Below are 22,146 nucleotides of genomic sequence, written 5' to 3' on the forward strand. Positions count from 1 at the left end.
CTGTCCTTACTTGTCGAGGTTCTTGCCGACGGCGCGCATCAGGAAGATGGCGACGACATTGGCGAGGATGACGGCGATGATGCCGCCGGCCGACGCGCCGCCGACATCGTAGCCGAGAAGCGCAGTACGGTAGATCAGGAACGGCAGGTTGGTCGAAGCGTAGCCCGGCCCGCCATTGGTGGTGACGAGAATTTCCGCATAGACGCCGAGCAGAAAGATCGTCTGGATCAGGATCACCACGGTGACGGCGCGCGCCAGATGCGGCAGCGTCAGATAGACGAACCGGCTGAAGGCGCCCGCGCCGTCCATTTCCGCCGCCTCCACCTGCTCTCCGTCAAGCGATTGCAGCGCCGTGAGCAGGATCAGCGTGGCGAAGGGCAGCCACTGCCAGGCGACGATGATGATGATCGAGAACAGCGGATATTGCGCGAACCAGTCCACCGGCTGGAAGCCGAGCGCCCGGTTGATGTCCGCCAGCACCCCGTATCCCGGATGCATGATCATGTTCTTCCAGATGAGCGCGGCCACCGGCGGCATGACGAAGAACGGCGAGATGATCATGATCCGCACGATCCCCTGCCCCCACATCGGCTGGTCGAGCATCAACGCGATGGCGATACCGCCGACCACGGTGATCAGCAGCACCCCGCCGACGATCAGAAGCGTGTTCCAGATCGACTGGAAAAACGCCGGATCGGTATAGAAATACTGATAGTTGAAGAGCCCGGCCCAGCTGACATTGGCCGGGTTCAGGAGGTTGTAGTTCTGGAACGAGAACCACAGCGTCATCGCCAGCGGCACGACCATCCAGACCAAAAGCAACACCACAGACGGCGCCAGCATCAGCCGCGCCAGACCACGCGTATTTTCCGTCGCCATGAGACGGCCCCTCCCGATTGGCCGGAACCTCCGGCCGCCACAAGTCCCTTTTGCGTTCGGCAGGGCGCAATCCCGCATCCTGCCTGCCCGCCGGCATCCTCTCCCCGAAAACGGGGAGAGGGGCGCGTGGTGCGGCCTGTTGTTTTCCTCTTCGCAGAAAAGAGGTCCCCGCAGGAATTATAGCCGCACCCCGGCTTTTCGCATCACTTGATGTAACCGGCGCGTGTCATCTCGCGCACAGCGATCGTCTGGGCCTGCGCAAGCGCGTCATCCACGGAAGACTGGCCCGCAAGCACCGCCGAGAAGAGCTGGCCCACCGTCGTGCCGAGGCTCTGGAACTCGGGGATCGCCACAAACTGGCCACCCGTATAGGGCACCGGCTTGACCGAGGGCTTGGTGATGTCGGCTGCGTCCATCGCCGCAAGGGTCGGCGCCGCGAAGGGAGCCGCCTTCTGGTACTCGGCGTTCTTGTAGAGCGAGGTGCGCGTGCCCGGAGGAACGTTCGCCCAGCCTTCCTTGCTGGCGACGAGTTCCGTATAGGCCTTGTCGGTCGCCCAGGAAATGAACTTCTGCGCGGCCTCGGCCTTGGTCGAGCTTGCCGGAACGGCGAGGTTCCACGACCACAGCCAATGGCCGTGGTTGCCGTTGCCGGTATCCGGGAAGATCGCGTAACCGACCTTGTCGGCGACCGTCGAGTCGTTCGGGTTGGATACGAAGGAGGCGGCGACCGTCGCGTCGATCCACATGCCGCACTTGCCCTGCTGGAACAGCGTCAGGTTCTCGTTGAAGCCGTTCGAGGAGGCGCCCTGCGGGCCGGCGTCCTTCATCATGTCGACGTAGAACTGGAGGGAAGCCTTCCATTCCGGCTGGTCGAACTGCGGCTGCCAGTTCTCGTCGAACCAGCGGCCTCCGAAGGAGTTGTCGAGTGCGGTGAGGAACGCCATGTTCTCGCCCCAGCCGGCCTTGCCGCGCAGGCAGATGCCGTTGACGTCCGCATCGCGGTCGGTGATCTTGCGGGCGGCCTCGCCGATGAATTCCCAGGTCGGGGAATCCGGCATGGTGAGACCGGCCTTCTCGAACAGGTCCTTGCGATACATGATCATGGCGGATTCGCCGTAGAACGGCGCGGCATAGAGCTTGCCGTCCAGCGACAGGCCGCCGCGGATCGCCGGCAGCAGATCGTCGACATCGTAATCGTCGCCAAGCCCGTCGAGCGCGACCAGCCAGCCCTGCTTCGCCCAGATCGGGACCTCGTAGTTGCCGATCGTGACGATGTCGTACTGGCCGCCCTTCGTCGCGATGTCGGTGGTCACGCGCTCGCGCAGCACGTTTTCCTCAAGCGTGACCCACTCGACCTGAATATCCGGATTCTTCGTCGTGAAGTCGTCCGTCAGCCCCTGCATGCGGATCATGTCGCCATTGTTGACCGTGGCGATCGTCAGCGTCTCGGCATGGGCGAAACCGCAAAGCAGAGCCGCCGTGCTCGCGCCCAGCATTAGGGTTCTCAAATTCATCGTATCCTCCCCGGAAGGTTATGAGCATTTGCTTCGCTCATGGGCAATTACTCACATTTCCATGGCGCGAGTCAACGGTCATTCAATGCTGCGGTGCACAAGTGGCAGCCTGCAACTTGAATCCATTCGGAAATTTGCGGGGATAAAGGCCGCTCAGGCGGCCAGCAGGTGGCGCGCGGTCGTCTCGTCGGTGATGACACCGTTGATCATGCGACCGCGCAAGGCCGCCAGCAGCGCCGCATATTTGCGCGCGCCCTTGGCAAGACCCACGACCGTCGTCGTCTCGCGGGACGGCAACGGCACCGAGGCGACACGTTCGTTGATGCTGCCGTCGAGCAAGCGGCCGTCCCGATCGAACATCCAGCCGCAGATCTCGCCCGCCGCCCCCTCGTCCATCAGCCGCGCCATTTCCTGCGGATCGAGGAAACCGTCGAGGCAAAGCGGTGCGTCCGCCCCCAGTTCGCCGATACCGACGAAGACCGCGTCCGCCTCGCGTCCAAGCTTCAGGGTGGATTGCACGAGGCTCTGGCGATGCAGCAGCGCCCGCTCCTCGGCCGAGGAGACGAGAACTGGCAGCGGCATCGGATAATGCCGCGCCTTGACCGCATCCGCCATGGAGAAGATGACGTTGTAATAGGCGGCCGAACCGTCGGGACCGATATTGCCGGTCAGCGACAGGATCCGGTGCTGCGGGCATTCCATCGGCGGCAGCTGGTCGATGGCGGCCTTGAGCGTACGCCCCGTGCCGACCGCCAGCACGATCGGATCGGTCTTCCTGAGCCAGCGCTCGATTTCCGCAGCGCCCGCCTCGGCGATGCCGACCGTCGTCGAGGATGAGCCGGGATCGGCCGGCACCACGTCCACATGGACAAGATCGAACCGCTCGCGCAGGGCCTCGCCAAGTTCCATACAGGCGGCGATCGGATGATCGAGACGCACCTTGATCAGCCGTTCGGCGACCGCCAGCGACACCAGCCGCTGCGCCGACTGACGGGAAATCCCCATCGCCGTGGCGATCTCGTCCTGCGTGCGGCCGGCGACATAATAAAGCCAGCCGGCTCTTGCCGCATCATCCAGCCGCCCGCCGGCTTCCATCCGCTTCGCCATGACCTGACCCGCCCTTTGTTCGAACTGCTGCCATCAAACCGGCCATTCTGTCAAACGCCCGAGGCCAGGCAAACGGACCGGCCGATGACCCTCCGGCCGTTGTCCGGAGCAAAAACATGACGCGCCGCGTCAGGGTTTATTGCGCTGCAACACCTGAGAATCCGGCGTTTCCCGAAATTTTACCGTTTGATAAAAAAATAAAGCTGGGTTACCGTTCACCCATTCAAAGCCCACGCGAATGGGAGATAAAAATGGGAACGACGCAATCTGGGATCCACGGAGGGCGGCTTGCGCCCGCCGATTACGAGAGAAACTTCTCCGATCTTCACCCACCCCTCGACCGGCACGAGGCCCTTGTCGCCGCCGACCGCTGTTACTTCTGCCATGATGCGCCCTGCGTGACGGCCTGTCCCACCGCCATCGACATTCCGATGTTCATCCGCCAGATCTCGACCGGCAATCCGCTCGGTTCCGCCAGGACGATCTTCGATCAGAACATCCTCGGCGGCATGTGCGCCCGGGTCTGTCCCACCGAAACGCTGTGCGAGCAGGCCTGCGTGCGCAACACGGCCGAAAGCCGTCCGGTGGAGATCGGCCGTCTGCAACGCCATGCAACCGATGTGGCGCTTGCCGCCGGCCATCCGTTCTACAGGCGTCCCGAACGCAGCGGAAAGGCGGTCGCGGTGGTCGGAGCGGGGCCGGCCGGGCTTGCCTGCGCCCACCGTCTCGCGCTGAAGGGCCATGACGTCGTGATCCTCGAGGCACGCGAAAAATCCGGCGGCCTCAATGAATACGGCATCGCCACCTACAAGACGGTCGATGATTTCGCGCAACGGGAGGTCGACTATGTACTCTCCATCGGCGGCATCGAGGTCAAACACGGCGTGAAGCTGGGGCGAGACTTCACGCTTTCCGACCTGATGGCCAATTTCGACGCCGTCTTCCTCGGCATCGGCCTTGCCGGCGTCAACGGCCTCGACGTCGAGGGCGAAAACCTGGCCGGCGTGGTCGACGCGGTCGATTTCATCGCCGGGCTGCGTCAGGCGCAGGACAAGGCTGAAATCCCCGTCGGGCGGCGCGTCGTCGTCATCGGCGGCGGCATGACCGCCATCGACGCCGCCGTGCAGGCGAAACTGCTCGGCGCGGAAGACGTGACGATCTGCTACCGCCGCGGCAAGGAGCATATGAACGCTTCGCCCTTCGAGCAGGATCTGGCCACCTCGAAGGGCGTGACGATCCGCCACTGGCTGCAACCGCGCCGCATCGTCGCCCGCGAGGGCCGCGTGGCCGGCGTCGAGGTGGAATATACCGAACTGCGCGACGGCCGGCTTTCCGGAACGGGCGAGATCGGCATTCTGGCGGCGGATCAGGTCTTCAAGGCGATCGGCCAGACCTTCGCGGCCGGGGGTCTCGCCAGCCTCGCCATGACCGGCGGCCGCATCGCCGTCGATGCCGACGGGCGCACCTCCATGGCCAATGTCTGGGCGGGCGGCGATTGCGTGCGGGCCGGCGAAGACCTGACGGTCACCTCCGTCGCACAGGGTCGCGATGCGGCCGAATCCATCAACCGGGCGCTGACCGCGGACACGCGGCAGGCCGTGGCCGTCGCCTGAGGGAGTGAGAGACATGGCTGATCTTCGCAGCACCTTCGCCGGCATCGCCTCGCCCAATCCCTTCTGGCTCGCCTCCGCGCCGCCGACCGACAAGGCCTATAATGTCGAGCGCGCCTTCAGGGCCGGCTGGGGCGGCGTGGTTTGGAAGACCCTCGGTTCGGAAGGACCGCCGGTCGTCAACGTCAACGGCCCGCGCTACGGGGCGATCTGGGGCGCCGACCGCCGGCTTCTCGGCCTCAACAACATCGAGCTTATCACCGACCGCGATCTCTATGTGAACCTGCGCGAGATGAAGCAGGTGAAGATGAACTGGCCGGACCGGGCGCTCGTCGCCTCGATCATGGTGCCCTGCGTCGAGGAGGAGTGGAAGGCGATCCTGCCGCTCGTCGAGGAGACGGGAGCCGACGGCATCGAGCTGAATTTCGGCTGTCCCCACGGCATGTCCGAACGCGGCATGGGGGCGGCGGTCGGTCAGGTGCCGGAATATATCGAAATGGTCGTGCGCTGGTGCAAGCAATATACCCGCATGCCGGTCATCACCAAGCTGACGCCGAACATCACCGACATCCGCAAGCCCGCCCGCGCCGCCCACGCCGGCGGCACCGACGCCGTGTCGCTGATCAACACCATCAACTCGATCACCTCCGTCGATCTCGACAGTTTCTCGCCCGAGCCCTCCATCGGCGGCAAGGGCAGCCATGGCGGCTATTGCGGCCCGGCGGTGAAACCCATCGCCCTCAACATGGTGGCCGAGATTGCCCGCGACCCGGAAACCCGCAGCCTGCCGATCTCCGGCATCGGCGGCGTGACGACATGGCGGGACGCCGCCGAATTCCTGGCGCTCGGCGCGGGCAATGTGCAGGTCTGCACCGCCGCCATGACCTATGGCTTCAAGATCGTCGAGGAGATGATCACCGGCCTGTCGGGCTGGATGGACGCCAAAGGGCACCGGAGTCTTGCCGATATCGTCGGCCGCGCCGTGCCGAACATCACGGACTGGCAGTATCTCAACCTCAACTATGTCGCCAAGGCGCGCATCGATCAGGACGCCTGCATCAAATGCGGCCGCTGCCACATCGCCTGCGAGGACACCTCGCATCAGGCGATCACCCAGTTCGTCGACGGCGTCCGGCATTTCGAGGTGCTGGAGGAAGAATGCGTCGGCTGCAATCTCTGCGTCAACGTCTGTCCGGTCGACAACTGCATCACCATGGTCGGCCTGGAACCCGGCACGCTCGACCGGCGCACCGGCAAGCCCGTCGATCCCGATTACGCCAACTGGACGACCCATCCCAACAACCCGATGGCCCGCCAGGCGGCGGAGTAAGTCGCCGCCGCTCCAACGCACCCTTCCGCCGGCAGGCGGCGGGGTGTCTTCGTTTCAGCCGAACAGGTTGAAACTCTGCCCGGCGCTATAGGCGACGAAGGCGATCGCCCCGAAATAGACGACCGTCAGCGCGATCATCGCGTAGCCGGCCGCCACGACAAGGCCGTCGCGCTGCGAAATGCCGGCCGAAAGCAGGAGCGCCGCCACGGCCGGCAGCGTATTGGAAAAGGGAATGAGGCTCAAAGGCAGCATGAGCAGGAGGCCCGCGCCCATGAGAGCCAGACCGTTCACCCGGTTGACCATTGCGCCGCTCGTCAGGAACGGCAGGCGCGGCTTGAAGAACCGGTCGATGCGCTTGAGAAAACGCACCCCGCGCTCCAGCACCGGCACGAGGCGTCCGCTCTCCAGCCGCCGGTCGGCGATCCGGCCGGGAAGCCATGGCAGGCGATTGAGCGTGACCGCCGCGCTGACCAGCACGATACCGGCTCCGAAAACCGTCGAAACGCCGGGGATCGAGACCGGAACCAGGAAGGGAAGCGAAAGGAATCCGCAAAGCAGCAGCAATCCGTTCTCGCCCATCGTCGCCAGCAGATCGCGCAATGTGACGTAGTCGCCGCGAATGGAGCCGATCACGTCCTCCAGCAGCTCACTCGTCTTGCGCGTCGTATCCTTGAACTCCACGGCGGTCGTCATGCGGTTCCCCTTCTTCGCTTTCCGTGCCAAGAGGCAGGCGAATGCGGCGATTTCCGGTCCGCCGCGTGCGCAAGAGACCATAGGATCACTTTCTTGACGAAGCGTATGCCCTCCAGCACACCGGCGACGCGGGTGATTTCCGCCCGCGACAGGTTCGGCGGCCATCTTGCGATGCTGCTCTTCGCCGTGCTGATCGCCGGTTCCTTTTCCTTCGGCGGGCTGGCGGCACAGCATATGCAGGCCGCGCCGCTGATGCTGTGGCGCTATCTCCTCACCACGCTGGTCATGATCCTCATGACATTCGCGATCTTCCGCACGCCCATCGCCCTGCCGCACCGGCCATGGCGCTTCGCGGTGCTCGGCGGGCTGATCGCATTCTATATGCTGACGATGTTCGTGGCGCTGGAATTCACAAGCCCCGTATCGACCGGCGCGGTCTTCACCCTCATGCCGCTTCTGAGCGCCGGTTTCGCGCTGCCGGTGCTCGGCCAGAAGACGCGCCCCGGCGTCCTGGCCGGACTGGTCATAGCCGCCGCCGGAGCGGTCTGGGTAATTTTCCGTGGCGACATCGACGCCATTTTCGCCTTCGACATCGGCCGCGGCGAAATGATCTTCTTCGTCGGCGTCGTCTGTCACGCGCTCTATGTGCCGCTCATTCGCCGCTTCGACCGGGGCGAGCATCCGATGGTCTTCGGGCTCTGGGTCACCGTCTTCGCCATGCTCTGGCTGATGCCGGCCGGCGCACGGCAGCTTGCGGCCACAGACTTCACCGCGCTGCCGGCCGGCGTTCATGCCGCGGTCGCCTATCTGGCGGTGGTGACGACCGCCTTCACGTTCCTGCTGCTGCAATATGCGGCGGTGCGGCTGCCCGCCTCGAAGGTGCTCGGCTACGGCTATCTGACGCCGAGCTTCATCATCCTGCTGGAAGGGATCCTCGGCCACGGCTGGGCGAGCCTGCCGGTCCTGGCCGGCGCGGTCGTCACCGCCTGCGGCCTCGCGCTGATGGCGGCGCTGCCCGACTGATCAGGCCGCATCGAAGGCCGACGCCGCGCCCGTCCCGCTGCGAACCGCAAGACCGCCGAGGAAAAGCTGTTCAAGGAACCACGCCGCAGCCTCGAAACGGTCGTCACCGGCAAGCCCCTCCCCCAGCACCGCCCGCACCTGCACGTCGAAATCGGCGTAATGCTGCGTCGTCGCCCAGATCGAGAAGATCAGGTGATAGGGATCGCAATCGCCGATCTTGCCCGCCTTGATCCAGGCGCGGATCACCGCCGCCTTCTCATCGACGAGCGTCTTCAGCGGCCCCTTCAGCTCGTCTTCGATATTGGGCGCGCCCTGGAGCACCTCATTGGCGAAAAGCCGGCTCTCCCGCGGAAAATCCCGCGACATTTCCAGCTTGCGGCGGATATAGCCGCGAATTTCCGAAACGGGGTTGCCCGAGGCGTCGAAGGCGCGCAGCGGATCGAGCCAGGTGTCGAGAACACGGCCGATCAACGCCCGATGCATCGCCTCCTTGGTGCGGAAGTAGTAAAGCAGGTTCGGTTTCGACATGCCCGCCACCTCGGCGATCTGGTCGACCGTCGCGCCCCGGAAACCGTGCAGCGAGAACACTTCCAGCGCCGCCTCGAGGATCAGTTCCTCCTTTTCCTCCTGAATGCGGGTGCGCCGCTGCGTCCGTGCTGCTCTGGGTAGTGCCATCTCGTTCCCGGGCCTCCTGCCACACACGAAAGTGCCGTGAAATCCACCAGTTTTCCCGACCCGATTTCTGGGCACAGGCGCGGAGATTCTGGTTTTTCGGCTTGAGTGCCGCAGTGGAAGCTGTAATGTTTACCAACCGGTCAAATTATCGGGCAGTTGCCGATCAAAGGCAACCGCTGATCCGGAGGCGCAGCAAAAATCAACAATCGCGCCCCAGCCGGTGGGAACAGATAAAGGTCCGCGAGGGCCTGAAGACTTGGGAGCATATGGCATGGCTGCACCCGGCGAGAACATGCGTGTCAACGCGGACCGCCTGTGGGATTCCCTCATGGACATGGCGAAGATCGGCCCCGGCGTCGCCGGCGGCAACAATCGCCAGACCCTGACCGACGCCGACGCCGAAGGCCGGCGCCTGTTCCAGACCTGGTGCGAGGCGGCGGGCCTGACGATGGGTGTCGACACCATGGGCAACATGTTCATGACCCGCGCGGGGACCGACCCGCAGGCGCTGCCGGTCTATGTCGGCTCGCACCTCGACACCCAGCCGACCGGCGGCAAATACGACGGCGTGCTCGGCGTACTTTCCGGCCTTGAGGTCGTCCGCTCGCTGAACGACCTCGGCATCGAAACGAAGCACCCGATCGTCGTCACCAACTGGACGAACGAGGAAGGCGCGCGCTTCGCCCCCGCCATGCTCGCCTCCGGCGTCTTCGCCGGCGTGCATTCACAGGATTACGCCTATGGCCGCAAGGACCCGGAAGGCAGGACTTTCGGCGAGGAACTGAAGCGCATCGGCTGGGCCGGCGACGAGGAAGTCGGCGCACGAAAGATGCACGCCTATTTCGAATATCACATCGAACAGGGTCCGATCCTCGAAAGCGAGAAGAAGGATATCGGCGTCGTCACCCACTGTCAGGGCCTGTGGTGGCTGGAATTCACGCTGACCGGCCGCGAGGCCCATACCGGCTCGACGCCGATGGCCCTGCGCGTCAACGCCGGGCTCGCCATGGCCCGCATCCTCGAAATGGTGCAGACGGTCGCCATGGAGAGCCAGCCGGGCGCCGTCGGCGGCGTCGGCCAGATGGTCTTCTCGCCCAATTCGCGCAACGTACTGCCGGGGACGGTCGTCTTCACCGTCGACATCCGCTCGCCGGATCAAGGGAAGCTCGACGGCATGCGCGCGCGCATCGAGGCGGAAGCGCCGGAGATCTGCGAGGCGCTCGGCGTCGGCTGCTCCGTCGAGGCGGTAGGCCATTTCGATCCCGTGACCTTCGATCCGGCGCTGGTCGAAACCGTGCGCAAGGCCGCGAACGATCTCGGCTACAGCCACATGAACATCATCTCGGGCGCCGGTCACGACGCCTGCTGGGCGGCCAGGGTCGCGCCCGCCACGATGATCATGTGCCCCTGCGTCGGCGGCCTCTCGCACAACGAGGCGGAGGACATCTCGAAGGAATGGGCCGCCGCCGGCGCGGACGTGCTGCTTCATGCGGTGATCGAGACGGCGGGGATTGCGGAGTGAGGGACTGCTTCCGGCGGCAACCGCCCTCTCGACCGGCCATTCCTGAAAAAACGGGGGAACAACCATGAGCATAGTCATCAAGGGCGGAACCATCGTCACGGCGGACCTGACCTATAAGGCGGACGTCAGGATCGAGAGCGGCAGGATCGCCGCGATCGGCCCGAATCTTTCCGGCGACGAGGTTCTGGACGCGACGGATTGCTATGTCATGCCGGGCGGCATCGATCCGCATGTGCATCTCGAAATGCCCTTCATGGGCACCTATTCCACCGACGATTTCGAAAGCGGCACCCGGGCAGCCCTTGCCGGCGGAACGACGATGGTGGTCGACTTCTGTCTTCCCGAGCCCGGCCAGTCGCTACTCGATGCGCTGAAACGCTGGGACAACAAGTCGACCCGCGCCAATTGCGACTATTCCTTCCACATGTCCGTCACCTGGTGGGGCGAGCAGGTGTTCGACGAGATGAAGACGGTGGTCGAGGAAAAGGGCATCAACACCTTCAAGCACTTCATGGCCTACAAGGGTGCGCTGATGGTGAACGACGACGAGATGTTCGCCTCCTTCCAGCGCTGCGCGGCGCTCGGCGCACTGCCGCTCGTCCATGCCGAAAACGGCGACATCGTCGCCGCCATGCAGCAGAAACTGATGGATGAGGGCAACGACGGGCCGGAGGGCCACGCCTATTCGCGGCCGCCGTCGGTCGAGGGCGAGGCCACGAACCGCGCCATCATCATCGCCGACATGGCGGGCAGCCCGCTCTATGTCGTGCACACCTCCTGCGAGCAATCGCACGAGGCGATCCGCCGCGCGCGGCAAAACGGCATGCGCGTCTTCGGCGAACCGCTGATCCAGCACCTGACGCTCGACGAGAGCGAATATTTCGACAAGGACTGGGACCATTCCGCCCGCCGCGTCATGAGCCCGCCGTTCCGCAACCGGCAGCATCAGGATTCGCTCTGGGCCGGCCTTGCCAGCGGCTCGCTGCAGGTGGTCGCCACCGACCATTGCGCCTTCACCACGGAGCAGAAGCGCACCGGCGTCGGCGATTTCCGCAAGATCCCCAACGGCACCGGCGGCCTGGAAGACCGCATGCCGATGCTCTGGACCCACGGCGTCCGCACCGGCCGCCTCACCATGAACGAATTCGTCGCCGTCACCTCCACGAATATCGCCAAGATCCTCAATATCTATCCGAGGAAGGGCGCGATCCTCGCCGGCGCGGATGCGGATATCGTGGTCTGGGATCCGAAGCGCTCGAAAACGATTTCCGCCGGCGCCCAGCAGTCGGCGATCGACTACAACGTCTTCGAGGGCAAGACGGTGACCGGCCTGCCGCGCTACACGCTGACGCGCGGCGTCGTCGCCGTCGAGGAAGCGGCGGTGAAGACCCGCGAGGGTCATGGCAAATTCGTTCGCCGCGCGCCCTTCCCGGCGGTGAATACGGCGCTTTCCACCTGGAAGGAGATCACCGCGCCCCGCAAGGTGGAGCGGAGCGGCATCCCGGCGAGCGGCGTATGACCCCGCCCGGCCCCGCTTTTTCCGCCTCCATTCTCGCGCTTGCGTTTACGGCCGGTCCGGCCGCGGCTGGCATCGTCGACGGCGTCTATGGCGACACCGAAGGCTGTCTCTATGCAGCCACCGGTGAAAGCGACGGCGCGGAGATTTTCGTCCTGCTGAACGACGACGGTGTCACCACCGCCGTCTCCCGCTGCGTTTTCACAGGCCCGGGCCGGGAGGTCGGCGGCGCCGTGCGCGTCATGGCGGATTGTCACGAGGAGGGTTCACCCGCGCCGACGCCGACAGAGCTGACGCTGACGCCCGATCATGGCGGCATCACCATCGGCTTTGACGACGGCAGCCGCTGGGGGCCGCTGATGCGGTGCGGCAGGTGAGGGTCGCCGTGCCGCATATCCCCCTTTTCCGTCCACCGGCATGGGCTCGTCCATCCCCCTGTCGCCGCCGTCCATCCGATCCTGATGGCGTCGCCGCGCACAAAGCGGCCGTGCGGGCGTCGCAGCCTGCCGCAGCCCCTCCGACGAAAGGCGCCGACCGATGAACGCCCTCCCGAAAACCATCGTTTCCGAAACCGTCGTCTCGGCCACAGGCCTCGGCCTCACCTTCCAGACCGCGGACGGCCCGGTCGATGCGCTGACGGGCGTCGACCTCGATGTCCGCAAGGGCGACTTCGTCTCATTCATCGGGCCGTCGGGCTGCGGCAAGACCACCTTCCTGCGCGTCATCGCCGACCTCGAGAAGCCGACAGCGGGCCGTATCACGGTCAACGGCATGAGTCCCGCGGAGGCGCGCCGGAACCGCGCCTACGGCTATGTCTTTCAGGCCGCCGGGCTCTATCCCTGGCGGACGATCGAGAAGAACATCGCCCTGCCGCTGGAGATCATGGGCTATTCGAAGGAGGATCGGCAGGCGCGTATCGAGCGCACGCTCGATCTCGTCAACCTGTCCGGCTTCGGCCGGAAATACCCCTGGCAGCTTTCCGGCGGCATGCAGCAACGCGCCTCGATCGCCCGGGCGCTCGCCTTCGACGCCGACCTGCTGCTGATGGACGAGCCTTTCGGCGCGCTCGACGAGATCGTGCGCGACCATCTCAACGAACAGCTTCTCAAGCTCTGGGCCGCCACCCGCAAGACGATCTGTTTCGTCACCCATTCCATTCCCGAGGCGGTCTATCTCTCGACGAAGATCGTCGTCATGAGCCCCCGTCCCGGCCGTGTGAGCGACGTGATCGTCTCCACCTTGCCGGCCGAACGGCCGCTCGGCATTCGCGAGACGCCGGAGTTCCTCGCCATCGCCCAGCGGGTCCGCGAGGGCCTGCGCGCCGGCCACAGCTACGAGGAGCACGCCTGATGCAGCTGCCCTATATGCTCTGGCTCTTCGGCGCGACATCGGTGTTCATCAGCGCCGCGGCCTTGTCGCGCGCCTATATCGGCACGACGAACAGCCTCTATCTCCTGGTGTCGATGACGCTCTACGTCATCGGCAACCTGATGATGCTGAAGGTGATGCGCGCGGGCGGGCTCGGCCTTGCCGTCTCCCTATCGGCGATCCTCCAGCTTTTCCTCGTCAACATCATCGCCTTCCTGTTCTTCGGCGAGCGCCTCAATGCCACTCAGCTTGCCGGCGTCGCCCTCGGCATCCTTTCCATGGGCCTCATGCTGATGCCCTCGCCGGCGAGGAACTGACCATGCGGCAACAGAGCTTCGTCAAGGACCGCCTGCTTCCCATCGGCGCCGTGCTGGTCGCCATCACCGTGCTCTGGTATGTCTTCGCCGTTGTCCTCAACGCACCCTTCGAACGCGATACGGCGGCCCGCGCCGGCACGCAGATCGGCTTCATGGAGATCCTGCCGAAGACGCTCGCGCAGGAACGCCCCGTGCTGCCCGCGCCCCATCAGGTCGTCGCCGAACTCTGGGACACCACGGTCAACAAGGCCGTCACCTCGAAGCGCAGCCTCGTCTATCATGCCTGGATCACGCTTTCGGCCACGCTTCTCGGCTTCGCCATGGGCGCGATACTCGGCATCCTGCTGGCCGTCGGGATCGTGCACAACCGGGCGATGGACCGGTCGCTGATGCCCTGGGTGATCGCCAGCCAGACGATCCCCATCCTCGCCATCGCGCCGATGATCATCGTCGTTTTGAACGCGGTGGGGATTTCGGGCCTCATGCCGAAGGCGCTGATCTCCGCCTATCTCTCCTTCTTCCCGGTCGTCGTGGGCATGGTGAAGGGATTGCGCAGCCCGGAGCAGGGCCAGCTCGACCTCATGCACACCTATAACGCTTCGGCCGCCCAGACATTCCGGAAACTGCGCTGGCCCGCCTCCATGCCCTATCTCTTCACCTCGCTGAAGGTGGCCGTCGCCATCTCGCTGGTCGGGGCCATCGTCGGCGAGTTGCCGACCGGCGCGGTGGCCGGTCTCGGCGCGCGGCTGCTTGCCGGCTCCTATTACGGCCAGACGGTGCAGATCTGGGCGGCGCTCTTCATGGCGGCCGGCGTCGCCGCCCTTCTGGTGGTGATCGTCGGCATCGCCCATACCCTCGTTCTCCGGCGCATGGGAGCACGGGCATGAACTGGCTTCCCCTCACCGCCGCCATCCTTTTCTGGCTTGCCGCCTGGGCCTTCAACGAGCGGCTGGTCCGCCGGACATTCCGGTCCCCGGTGGCCGATCGCGCAGCCCGCGTCGCCGTGCCTTTGCTGTTCGGCGTCACCGTGCTGGTGCTCTGGGAGGGCATCGTGCGGGGTTTTGCCATCCCCTCCGTGCTGCTGCCGCCGCCGAGCATGATCTGGACGCGGCTTATCGGATCGCTGCCGATCCTGTGGGCCGACTTCCGCCAGACATTCCTGAAATCGGTGCTGACCGGCTATGCGCTCGGCTGCGGCCTCGGCTTTCTCGTCGCCATCCTCATCGACCGGTCGCCTTTCCTTCAGAAAGGCCTGCTGCCGCTTGGAAACTTCGTTTCGGCCCTTCCCGTCATCGGCGTCGCGCCGATCATGGTGATGTGGTTCGGCTTCGACTGGCAATCGAAGGTCGCCGTTGTCGTGATCATGACCTTCTTCCCCATGCTGGTGAACACGGTCACCGGGCTTGCCGCCACGAGCCACATGGAACGCGACCTGATGCGGACCTATGCCGCCGACTGGCGGCAGACGCTGGTGAAGCTCAGGCTGCCCGCCGCCTGGCCTTTCATCTTCAACGCGCTCAAGATCAATTCGACGCTGGCCCTTATCGGCGCCATCGTGGCCGAATTCTTCGGAACCCCCATCGTCGGCATGGGGTTCCGCATCTCCACGGAGGTGGGGCGCATGAATGTCGACATGGTCTGGGCCGAAATCGCGGTGGCAGCCGTCGCCGGATCGGCCTTCTACGGGTTGGTGGCGCTCGTCGAGCGGATCGTCACCTTCTGGCACCCGTCTGTCCGCAGCGGACAGGCGTCGTGATAACGCAACGATAAAAGGGGAACTGCACATGAATACGAAAATCGCATCCATGCTTCTGGCCGGCGCATTCTCGCTGGCGGCGTTCCAGGCCGCAGCCGCCGACAAGGTGACGCTGCAACTGAAATGGGTTACCCAGGCCCAGTTCGGCGGTTATTACGTCGCCAAGGACAAGGGCTTCTACGAGGAAGAAGGCCTCGACGTCGAGATCAAGCCGGGCGGCCCCGATATCGCGCCGGCGCAGGTGATCGCCGGCGGCGGCGCGGATGTCGTCGTCGACTGGATGCCCTCCGCGCTCGCCACCCGCGAGAAGGGCGTCGCGCTGGTCAATATCGCCCAGCCGTTCAAATCCTCGGGCATGATGCTGACCTGTCTCAAGGAGAACCACGTCACCGGGCCGGACGACTTCAAGGGCAAGACGCTCGGCGTCTGGTTCTTCGGCAACGAATATCCGTTCCTGTCCTGGATGAGCCATCTCGGCATACCGACGGAAGGCGGGCCCGACGGGGTGACGGTCCTGAAGCAGGGCTTCAACGTCGACCCGCTGATCCAGAAGCAGGCCGCCTGCATCTCCACCATGACCTATAACGAATACTGGCAGGTGATCGATGCCGGCATCTCGCAGGATGATCTCGTCAATTTCCGTTACGAGGATCAGGGCGTCGCGACCCTGGAAGACGGCCTCTACGTGATGGAGGACATGCTCGACGACCCGGCCTTCAGGGACAGGATGGTCCGCTTCGTGCGCGCCTCCATGAAAGGCTGGAAATATGCCGAGGAGAACCCCGACGAAGCCGCCGACATCGTGCTGGAGAACGACGCCACCGGTGCACAGACCGAAAAGCACCAGCGACGCATGATGGCGGAGGTCGCCAGATTGACGGCCGGCTCCAACGGCGCGCTCGATGAGGAAGACTACAAGCGCACCGTCGCCACGCTGCTCGGCGGCGGCTCCGATCCCGTGATCTCCAAGGAGCCGGAAGGCGCCTGGACCCACATGATCACCGACGAAGCGTTGAAATAGACCCATGTTTGCGGCACGTTTCCACCGCCGGTAGGCGGGAAACGTGCCGCAACGCAATCACGCTCCCCGGGGGCATCCTTCTTGGGGGCCGGACCGCCTTGACGCGCGCGCCGGCCCCCAATGCCGCGTTTTGCGACCCCATTTTACGCATGCGAATGGAAAGACGCCTTCAGATCGCCCGATATCCAGAATATTGAGGCACCATCGCGTTCCCCCTTGTAAGCGAACGGGGCGCCGCTTAAATATCTGCGACCGGAAGATCCGCGCGATGTCCGGATATCGACAGAAACGGCAAGCACGCATTTGAAAGCTCGGCCCATGGCTTCTGCATACAGCAAGGCACTTTCCGTTTCCCTCGCGATGCTTCTGAGCCTGACGCCGCTTGCCGTGCGGGCCGCCGATACGGCGGCCGGGGAAGACACGGCGGAAAACCTGCCGGCCATCGTCGTGGCGGCTGCCACGACCCGCACGGTCGTCGACCGGGTGATCGCCACGGGAACCGTGGAGCCCGTCGAGGAGGTCTCCGTCGCGCCTCTTGTCGAAGGCCTGTCGATCCGCACGCTCGAAGCCGATATCGGCGACAGCGTCGAGGCGGGCGCCACGCTGGCGACGCTGAACGACGACGCCCTGCTTCTGCAGAAAAGCCAGTTGGAGGCCGGGCTTGCCAAGGCGCAGGCCGGCCTCGCCCAGACCCGGGCGCAACTCGTTGAGGCGCAGGCGACGGCGCGTGAGGCCGCCTCCGCCCGTGATCGCGCCCGAAGCCTGGCCAAATCCGGCACCCAGTCCCAGGCCGCGCTCGACCAGGCGGTCGCCACCGCGGAAGCAGCCCTTGCCCGGGTCGATTCCACGGAGCAGGCGATCGCCGTAGCCGAGGCGGATATCCGCCTCGCCGAGGCGCAGATCGCCGATGTCGACCTGAGGCTTGCCCGCACCATCGTGAAATCGCCGGTCGCCGGCGTCGTTTCCACGCGCAGCGCCCGGATCGGCGCGATCGCCAGCGGTGCGGGGACACCGCTCTTCACCATCATCCGCGACGGCGCGCTGGAGCTTGAGGCCGATGTCGCCGAAGACATGATCCTCAAGCTCGCCCCCGGCCAGAAGGCGAAGATCACGCTGGCCGGCGGCGCCGCGCGCCTGAGCGGCGCAATCCGGCTCGTCGCGCCGACGCTCGACGCCCAAAGCCGCCTCGGCCGTGTTCATATCCGCCTCGACGAGCCTGCCCGCGCGCGGGCGGGGATGTTCGCAAGCGCGGAAATCATCGCGGAAGAGCACGAGGGCGTCGTCCTGCCGCTGTCGGCCGTCACCACGGCACGCGGCGAAACGCTCGTCCGCCAGGTGGTGGATGGCGTGGTCCGGCTGATTCCGGTTGAAACCGGCATTCAGGACGGTCAGGTGATCGAGATCGTCAGCGGCCTTGCGGCCGGCGACGAGGTCGTCGCCAAGGCAGGCGCCTATGTCCGCGATGGCGACCGCATCAATCCGGTGCGGCCGGAACAGGCGGCCGCCAACTGACCCGGCACCGCGCCCCAACGCAACGGCATGAGGATGGACAACGATCCTCCGCAGCAAAGACGCGGGCAAACGGCGGCCAGCAAGGCGCGGCCGCCACCGCAACGAGGACTTTGAGGACATGAATTTTTCAGCTTGGTCCATCCGCAATCCGATTGCGCCGCTGCTGGCTTTCGTCCTTCTGGTCTATGTCGGCATCCAGTCCTTCTATACGCTGCCGATCACCCGTTTTCCGAATATCGACGTCCCCATCGTCGCGATCAGCGTCACCCAGAGCGGCGCCGCGCCGGCCGAACTCGAAGCCCAGGTGACCAAGGAGGTGGAAGACGCGGTCGCGGGCATTTCCGGCGTCAAGGACATCATGTCCACGGTGACGGACGGCAGTTCCGTCACCTCCGTCCTGTTCGAGATCGAGGTGCCGACGAACCAGGCGCTTCAGGATGTGAAGGACGCGATCGACCGGATCCGCAGCGATCTTCCCGCCTCCGTCGAGGAACCCGTCGTCACCAAGATCGACGTCGAGGGGCAGGCGATCCAGACCTTCGCCGTCTCCTCGCCCGACATGACGATGGAGGAGCTTTCCTGGTTCGTCGACGACAAGGTGAAGCGCGCGCTGCAAGGTCAGGCAGGCATCGGCAAGGTCGACCGCTTCGGCGGGGCCGACCGCGAGGTGCATATCGATCTCAATGCGGACAAGCTCGATTCCTTCGGCATCTCCGCCGCCGACGTCAATCGCCAGCTCCGCAGCATGAACGCCGATCTCGGCGCCGGCCGCGGCCAGATCGCCGGCGCCGAGCAGGCGATCCGCACGCTTGGCGACGCCCGCTCGGTGGAAAAGCTCGCCGCGACGATGATCGCGTTGCCAAACGGCCGTTTCGTGCGCCTGTCCGATCTCGGCGCCGTCTCCGATACCTATGAGGAGCCCCGCTCCTTCTCCCGCTTCAACGGCAATCCCGTCGTGACCTTCGCCGTATTCCGCTCGAAGGGGGCAAGCGAGGTGACCGTCTCGGAATCGGTCGCCGCCGCGCTCGACACGGTGCGGGCGCGCTATCCGGAGGTCGCCATCGAGAAGGTCGACGATTCCGTCTATTTCACCTATGGCAACTACGAGGCGGCGCTGCACACGCTGATGGAGGGAGCCCTGCTCGCCGTCATCGTCGTGCTGCTTTTCCTGCGCAACTGGCGGGCGACGCTGATTTCGGCCGCCGCGCTGCCGCTTTCGGTGATCCCGACCTTCTTCGTCATGGACATGCTGGGCTTTTCGCTCAATCTCGTGTCGTTCCTGGCGCTGACGCTCGCCACCGGCATTCTTGTCGACGACGCGATCGTCGAGATCGAGAATATCGCCCGCCATATCCGCATGGGCAAGACGCCCTACCGGGCGGCCATCGACGCGGCGGACGAGATCGGGCTGGCGGTCATCGCCACGACCTTCACCATCATCGCCGTCTTTGTCCCGGTCTCCTTCATGCCGGGCATACCGGGCCAGTATTTCATCCAGTTCGGCCTGACGGTGGCCGTCTCCGTCTTCTTCTCGCTCGCTGTCGCGCGCCTCATCACGCCGCTCATGGCCGCCTATCTGATGCGGTCCGGAGACGCCGACGGCCACGGCGAGGAAAAGGAAGGCGTCTTCATGCGCGGCTATACCTGGCTGGTGCGCAAGACGACCGGGAAATGGTACAGCCGCTATGCGACGCTCCTCGGGGCGATCGTCTTCCTCATCGGCTCGCTCGCCCTGCTTTTCACCGTTCCCGGCAGTTTCATGCCGCCGGAGGATGCCTCCCGCATCGTCCTCTCCGTCGAACTGCCGCCGGATGCCATGCTGGAAGACACGGACCGCACGACGAGCGCGGTCTACGACCGGGTGAAGGACATCCCCGGGGTATCAAGCGTCTTCGTCCTTGGCGGCTCCTCTCCGAAAGGCGACCTGGAACTGCGGCGCGCCTCGATCACCGTCATTCTCGACAAGCTCGACCATTCGCTGGTCCGCAAGCTGGTGAACGACGTCGCCGGCCGGATTCCGCTGATCGGCCCCCACCTTCCGAAGGTCGAGGCCGAAGGCCGCGTCCGCCCGCAATGGGACATCGAGAAGGACATTTTCGCCGCCCTCAGGGATATTCCCGACGTTCGCGTCATCAAGCTCAACGATCGTGGGGAACGCGATCTCTCGTTCAACCTTCTCTCCAACGACGAGCAGGCCCTGAACGAGACGGTAGCGGCGCTGGAGGCGAAATTGCGCGCCGATCCGCTGCTGGCCAACGTCAGCTCGGAAGGCTCCCTGCCCCGCCCCGAATTGCAGATCCGCCCGCGCGACGACCAGATGGCCCGCCTCGGCATCACCACGGCGCAGATCGCCGAGGTGGTGCGCGTCGCCACCATCGGCGATATCGACGCGCTCCTGAGCAAGATTTCGCTCGACGACCGGCTGATCCCGATCCGCGTGCAGGTCGACCGCGACCTGCGCAGCGATCTGGCGGCGATCCGCAACCTCAAGATCACCGCCGCCAGCGGCGTAAGGGTGCCGCTGGCGAGCGTGGCCGACATCGACTATTCCGAGGGTCCAAGCTCGGTGAAGCGCTACGACCGCAACCGCGTCATATCGATCGGCTCGGACCTGAAGCCGGGGATCGCGCTCGACACCGCAAGCGCCCGCTTCCGGGAGATCGCCGAAAGCATCGACATGCCGCCGACCGTCCAGTTCACGGAAAGCGGCGACGCCGAGATCCAGGCGGAGATGCAGCAATCCTTCGCAAACGCCATGCTGCTCGGCCTGCTGCTCGTGCTCACGGTGCTGATCCTGCTGTTCAAGGATGTGGTCCAGCCCTTCACCATCCTGCTGTCATTGCCGCTCGCCATCGGCGGGGTCGCGGCAAGTCTCGTCCTCACGCAGAACTCGCTGTCCATGCCCGTCCTCATCGGCATCCTGATGCTGATGGGCATCGTGACGAAAAACGCCATCCTGCTGGTGGATTTCGCCATCGAATCCATGCATCGCGGCATGGATCGTCTCGAAGCCATGGTCGAGGCCGGACGCAAGCGCGCCCGTCCCATCGTCATGACGTCCATCGCGATGTCCGCCGGCATGCTGCCCTCCGCGCTCGGCGTCGGGGAAGGCGGCTCCTTCCGTTCACCGATGGCCGTCGCGGTCATCGGCGGCATCATCGTGTCGACCGTGCTTTCGCTGGTCGTCGTGCCGTCGTTCTTCCTGATCATGGATGACGTCTCGCGCTTCCTCGGCTGGGTCTTCGGCCACTTCGTCGGCCGCAGGGACGAGGAGCGGCTGGCGCTGAAGCCGGAGGAACTGACACGGCTCGCCGACCGGACCAGCCAGAACGTCGGCGAGCTGGAAAAGCGCGTCGAGACGCTGGAAAGAAAGAATGCGGAGCGCAAGCCCTTTTCCGTGGTCCACCGTTCGACACTCGCCGCCGAATAGCGCCAGCCTCTCACGCCTGCGACAAATCACCGCAAGCCGGCGTCGCCGCTTTCGCTGCTTGATCGAAATCAAACAGGATCACACCGGTGTCGGTTAGAGTTCCGGCATCCAGAACCGAAACTGAAGGGAAACCTTCCGGTCTGGCATGCGGGAGCTTGGAGTGAGACCGATGAACAGGCTGACGAGACCCGGTGCGCGGGAGCGCGAAACCCTGCTGAATTCCGCCTTCCTGTCACAGCTCGGTGTCGAGAGCGTTACGGCCCTGATGGAGATGGTGGTGATCGGTAGCCTGCCGGCGCGCCAGATGCTCTTTCGGGAGGGCGATCCGGCCGAAACACTGCATTGCGTGCTTTCCGGCTATGTTCGCGCCTATCGGCTGGACCCGGACGGCCGCGAGGCGGATATCGCGCTTTACCGCACCGGCGATCTTGCCGGCGTCAGCGCGGTGCTGCACGGTCACCGCTACGCGGCAAGCGCCCAGGTGGCGGAAACCGCGACACTCGCCCGTTTCGACCTGCGCCGGGTGCGCGAACTGGCAAGCCGCCGCGCCGATCTCGCGCTGGCGCTGGCGACGACACTCTCCCGGCAACTGGAAAACGCCTTCACCTGCATTGCCGACGACCGGCTCCACACCGCCCCGCAACGCGTCGCCCGCTATCTTCTGGCGCAGTGCCCGCAGGACGGCGCCGCCGCCAATTTCCGTCTTCCCTTCCAGAAAAGTCTGCTCGCCGGCAAGCTCGGCCTTGCGCCCGAAGCGCTTTCGCGCGCCTTCTCGTCCCTGCGCGACCACGGGGTCAGCGTACGCGGGCGTCTTGTGCAGATTGACGATCCGGAAACATTGCGCCGCCTTTAGAGCGGTTCCGGTTTTCACAG

Annotated in this window: 19 protein-coding genes; 14 read left to right on the forward strand and 5 right to left on the reverse strand. The window is 65.1% G+C overall.

The window, feature by feature from the left end; genetic code table 11:
- Positions 1-6: 6 nt before the first annotated feature.
- The 3 genes from KYK29_RS04130 to KYK29_RS04140 all read right to left on the reverse strand — a co-directional run bounded on the left by KYK29_RS04130 (position 7) and on the right by KYK29_RS04140 (position 3,500).
- Positions 7-879 carry a carbohydrate ABC transporter permease gene (locus KYK29_RS04130; RefSeq protein ID WP_254689565.1) on the reverse strand — a complete coding sequence of 291 codons (873 nt, stop codon included), beginning with the start codon at positions 877-879 and terminating at the stop codon, positions 7-9.
- 203 nt (positions 880-1,082) lie between these two features.
- Positions 1,083-2,393, reverse strand: a complete 1,311-nt coding sequence (locus tag KYK29_RS04135) for an ABC transporter substrate-binding protein (protein WP_254689566.1) — start codon at positions 2,391-2,393, stop codon at positions 1,083-1,085.
- Between the two features lie 153 nt (positions 2,394-2,546).
- Positions 2,547-3,500 carry a sugar-binding transcriptional regulator gene (locus KYK29_RS04140; protein WP_254689567.1) on the reverse strand — a complete coding sequence of 318 codons (954 nt, stop codon included), beginning with the start codon at positions 3,498-3,500 and terminating at the stop codon, positions 2,547-2,549.
- A gap of 251 nt (positions 3,501-3,751) precedes the next feature.
- Between KYK29_RS04140 and KYK29_RS04145 the strand changes: the two genes are divergently transcribed.
- The gene (locus KYK29_RS04145; RefSeq protein ID WP_254689568.1) at positions 3,752-5,113 is read left to right on the forward strand and encodes an NAD(P)-dependent oxidoreductase; all 1,362 of its coding nucleotides are present in this window, start codon (positions 3,752-3,754) and stop codon (positions 5,111-5,113) included.
- Positions 5,114-5,126: 13 nt separating this feature from the next.
- Positions 5,127-6,440, forward strand: a complete 1,314-nt coding sequence (gene preA / locus KYK29_RS04150) for an NAD-dependent dihydropyrimidine dehydrogenase subunit PreA (protein WP_254689569.1) — start codon at positions 5,127-5,129, stop codon at positions 6,438-6,440.
- A 54-nt stretch (positions 6,441-6,494) separates the two neighbouring features.
- Here the strand turns inward: preA and KYK29_RS04155 are convergent, their stop codons facing one another.
- The gene (locus KYK29_RS04155; RefSeq protein WP_254689570.1) at positions 6,495-7,133 is read right to left on the reverse strand and encodes an exopolysaccharide biosynthesis protein; all 639 of its coding nucleotides are present in this window, start codon (positions 7,131-7,133) and stop codon (positions 6,495-6,497) included.
- 93 nt (positions 7,134-7,226) lie between these two features.
- Between KYK29_RS04155 and KYK29_RS04160 the strand changes: the two genes are divergently transcribed.
- Positions 7,227-8,156 carry a DMT family transporter gene (locus KYK29_RS04160; protein WP_254689571.1) on the forward strand — a complete coding sequence of 310 codons (930 nt, stop codon included), beginning with the start codon at positions 7,227-7,229 and terminating at the stop codon, positions 8,154-8,156.
- Here the strand turns inward: KYK29_RS04160 and rutR are convergent, their stop codons facing one another.
- Positions 8,157-8,831: an HTH-type transcriptional regulator RutR gene (gene rutR, locus KYK29_RS04165; protein WP_254689572.1), complete on the reverse strand. Its 675-nt coding sequence runs from the start codon at positions 8,829-8,831 to the stop codon at positions 8,157-8,159. It abuts the gene before it with no gap.
- 271 nt (positions 8,832-9,102) lie between these two features.
- Between rutR and KYK29_RS04170 the strand changes: the two genes are divergently transcribed.
- The 11 genes from KYK29_RS04170 to KYK29_RS04220 all read left to right on the forward strand — a co-directional run bounded on the left by KYK29_RS04170 (position 9,103) and on the right by KYK29_RS04220 (position 22,126).
- Positions 9,103-10,353, forward strand: coding sequence for a Zn-dependent hydrolase (locus tag KYK29_RS04170; protein ID WP_254689573.1), 1,251 nt, complete (start codon positions 9,103-9,105; stop codon positions 10,351-10,353).
- Between the two features lie 64 nt (positions 10,354-10,417).
- Positions 10,418-11,872, forward strand: a complete 1,455-nt coding sequence (gene hydA / locus KYK29_RS04175; RefSeq protein ID WP_254689574.1) for a dihydropyrimidinase — start codon at positions 10,418-10,420, stop codon at positions 11,870-11,872.
- Positions 11,869-12,246 (forward strand): hypothetical protein, encoded by a 378-nt coding sequence (locus tag KYK29_RS04180; protein ID WP_254689575.1) that lies wholly within the window; start codon positions 11,869-11,871, stop codon positions 12,244-12,246. Before hydA ends, KYK29_RS04180 begins: the two co-directional genes overlap by 4 nt.
- 160 nt (positions 12,247-12,406) lie before the next feature.
- Positions 12,407-13,219 (forward strand): ABC transporter ATP-binding protein, encoded by an 813-nt coding sequence (locus KYK29_RS04185; protein WP_254689576.1) that lies wholly within the window; start codon positions 12,407-12,409, stop codon positions 13,217-13,219.
- Positions 13,219-13,554: a hypothetical protein gene (locus KYK29_RS04190; protein ID WP_254689577.1), complete on the forward strand. Its 336-nt coding sequence runs from the start codon at positions 13,219-13,221 to the stop codon at positions 13,552-13,554. The genes KYK29_RS04185 and KYK29_RS04190 overlap by 1 nt, the downstream gene beginning before the upstream one ends.
- A 2-nt stretch (positions 13,555-13,556) precedes the next feature.
- Entirely contained in the window at positions 13,557-14,441 is an 885-nt protein-coding gene (locus KYK29_RS04195; RefSeq protein ID WP_254689578.1) for an ABC transporter permease, read from the forward strand.
- Positions 14,438-15,310, forward strand: a complete 873-nt coding sequence (locus tag KYK29_RS04200; RefSeq protein WP_254689579.1) for an ABC transporter permease — start codon at positions 14,438-14,440, stop codon at positions 15,308-15,310. Before KYK29_RS04195 ends, KYK29_RS04200 begins: the two co-directional genes overlap by 4 nt.
- 28 nt (positions 15,311-15,338) lie before the next feature.
- The gene (locus KYK29_RS04205; RefSeq protein WP_254689580.1) at positions 15,339-16,331 is read left to right on the forward strand and encodes an ABC transporter substrate-binding protein; all 993 of its coding nucleotides are present in this window, start codon (positions 15,339-15,341) and stop codon (positions 16,329-16,331) included.
- A gap of 360 nt (positions 16,332-16,691) precedes the next feature.
- On the forward strand, positions 16,692-17,843 hold the full coding sequence (locus tag KYK29_RS04210; RefSeq protein ID WP_437437230.1) for an efflux RND transporter periplasmic adaptor subunit: 1,152 nt from the start codon (positions 16,692-16,694) through the stop codon (positions 17,841-17,843).
- Between the two features lie 118 nt (positions 17,844-17,961).
- A complete protein-coding gene (locus tag KYK29_RS04215) occupies positions 17,962-21,273 on the forward strand; it encodes an efflux RND transporter permease subunit (protein ID WP_254689582.1) in 3,312 nt (1,103 codons plus the stop codon).
- Between the two features lie 169 nt (positions 21,274-21,442).
- Positions 21,443-22,126 (forward strand): Crp/Fnr family transcriptional regulator, encoded by a 684-nt coding sequence (locus KYK29_RS04220; RefSeq protein WP_254689583.1) that lies wholly within the window; start codon positions 21,443-21,445, stop codon positions 22,124-22,126.
- Positions 22,127-22,146 lie beyond the last annotated feature (20 nt).

Source organism: Shinella daejeonensis (assembly GCF_024281235.1).
Taxonomy (GTDB): Bacteria; Pseudomonadota; Alphaproteobacteria; order Rhizobiales; family Rhizobiaceae; genus Shinella; species Shinella daejeonensis.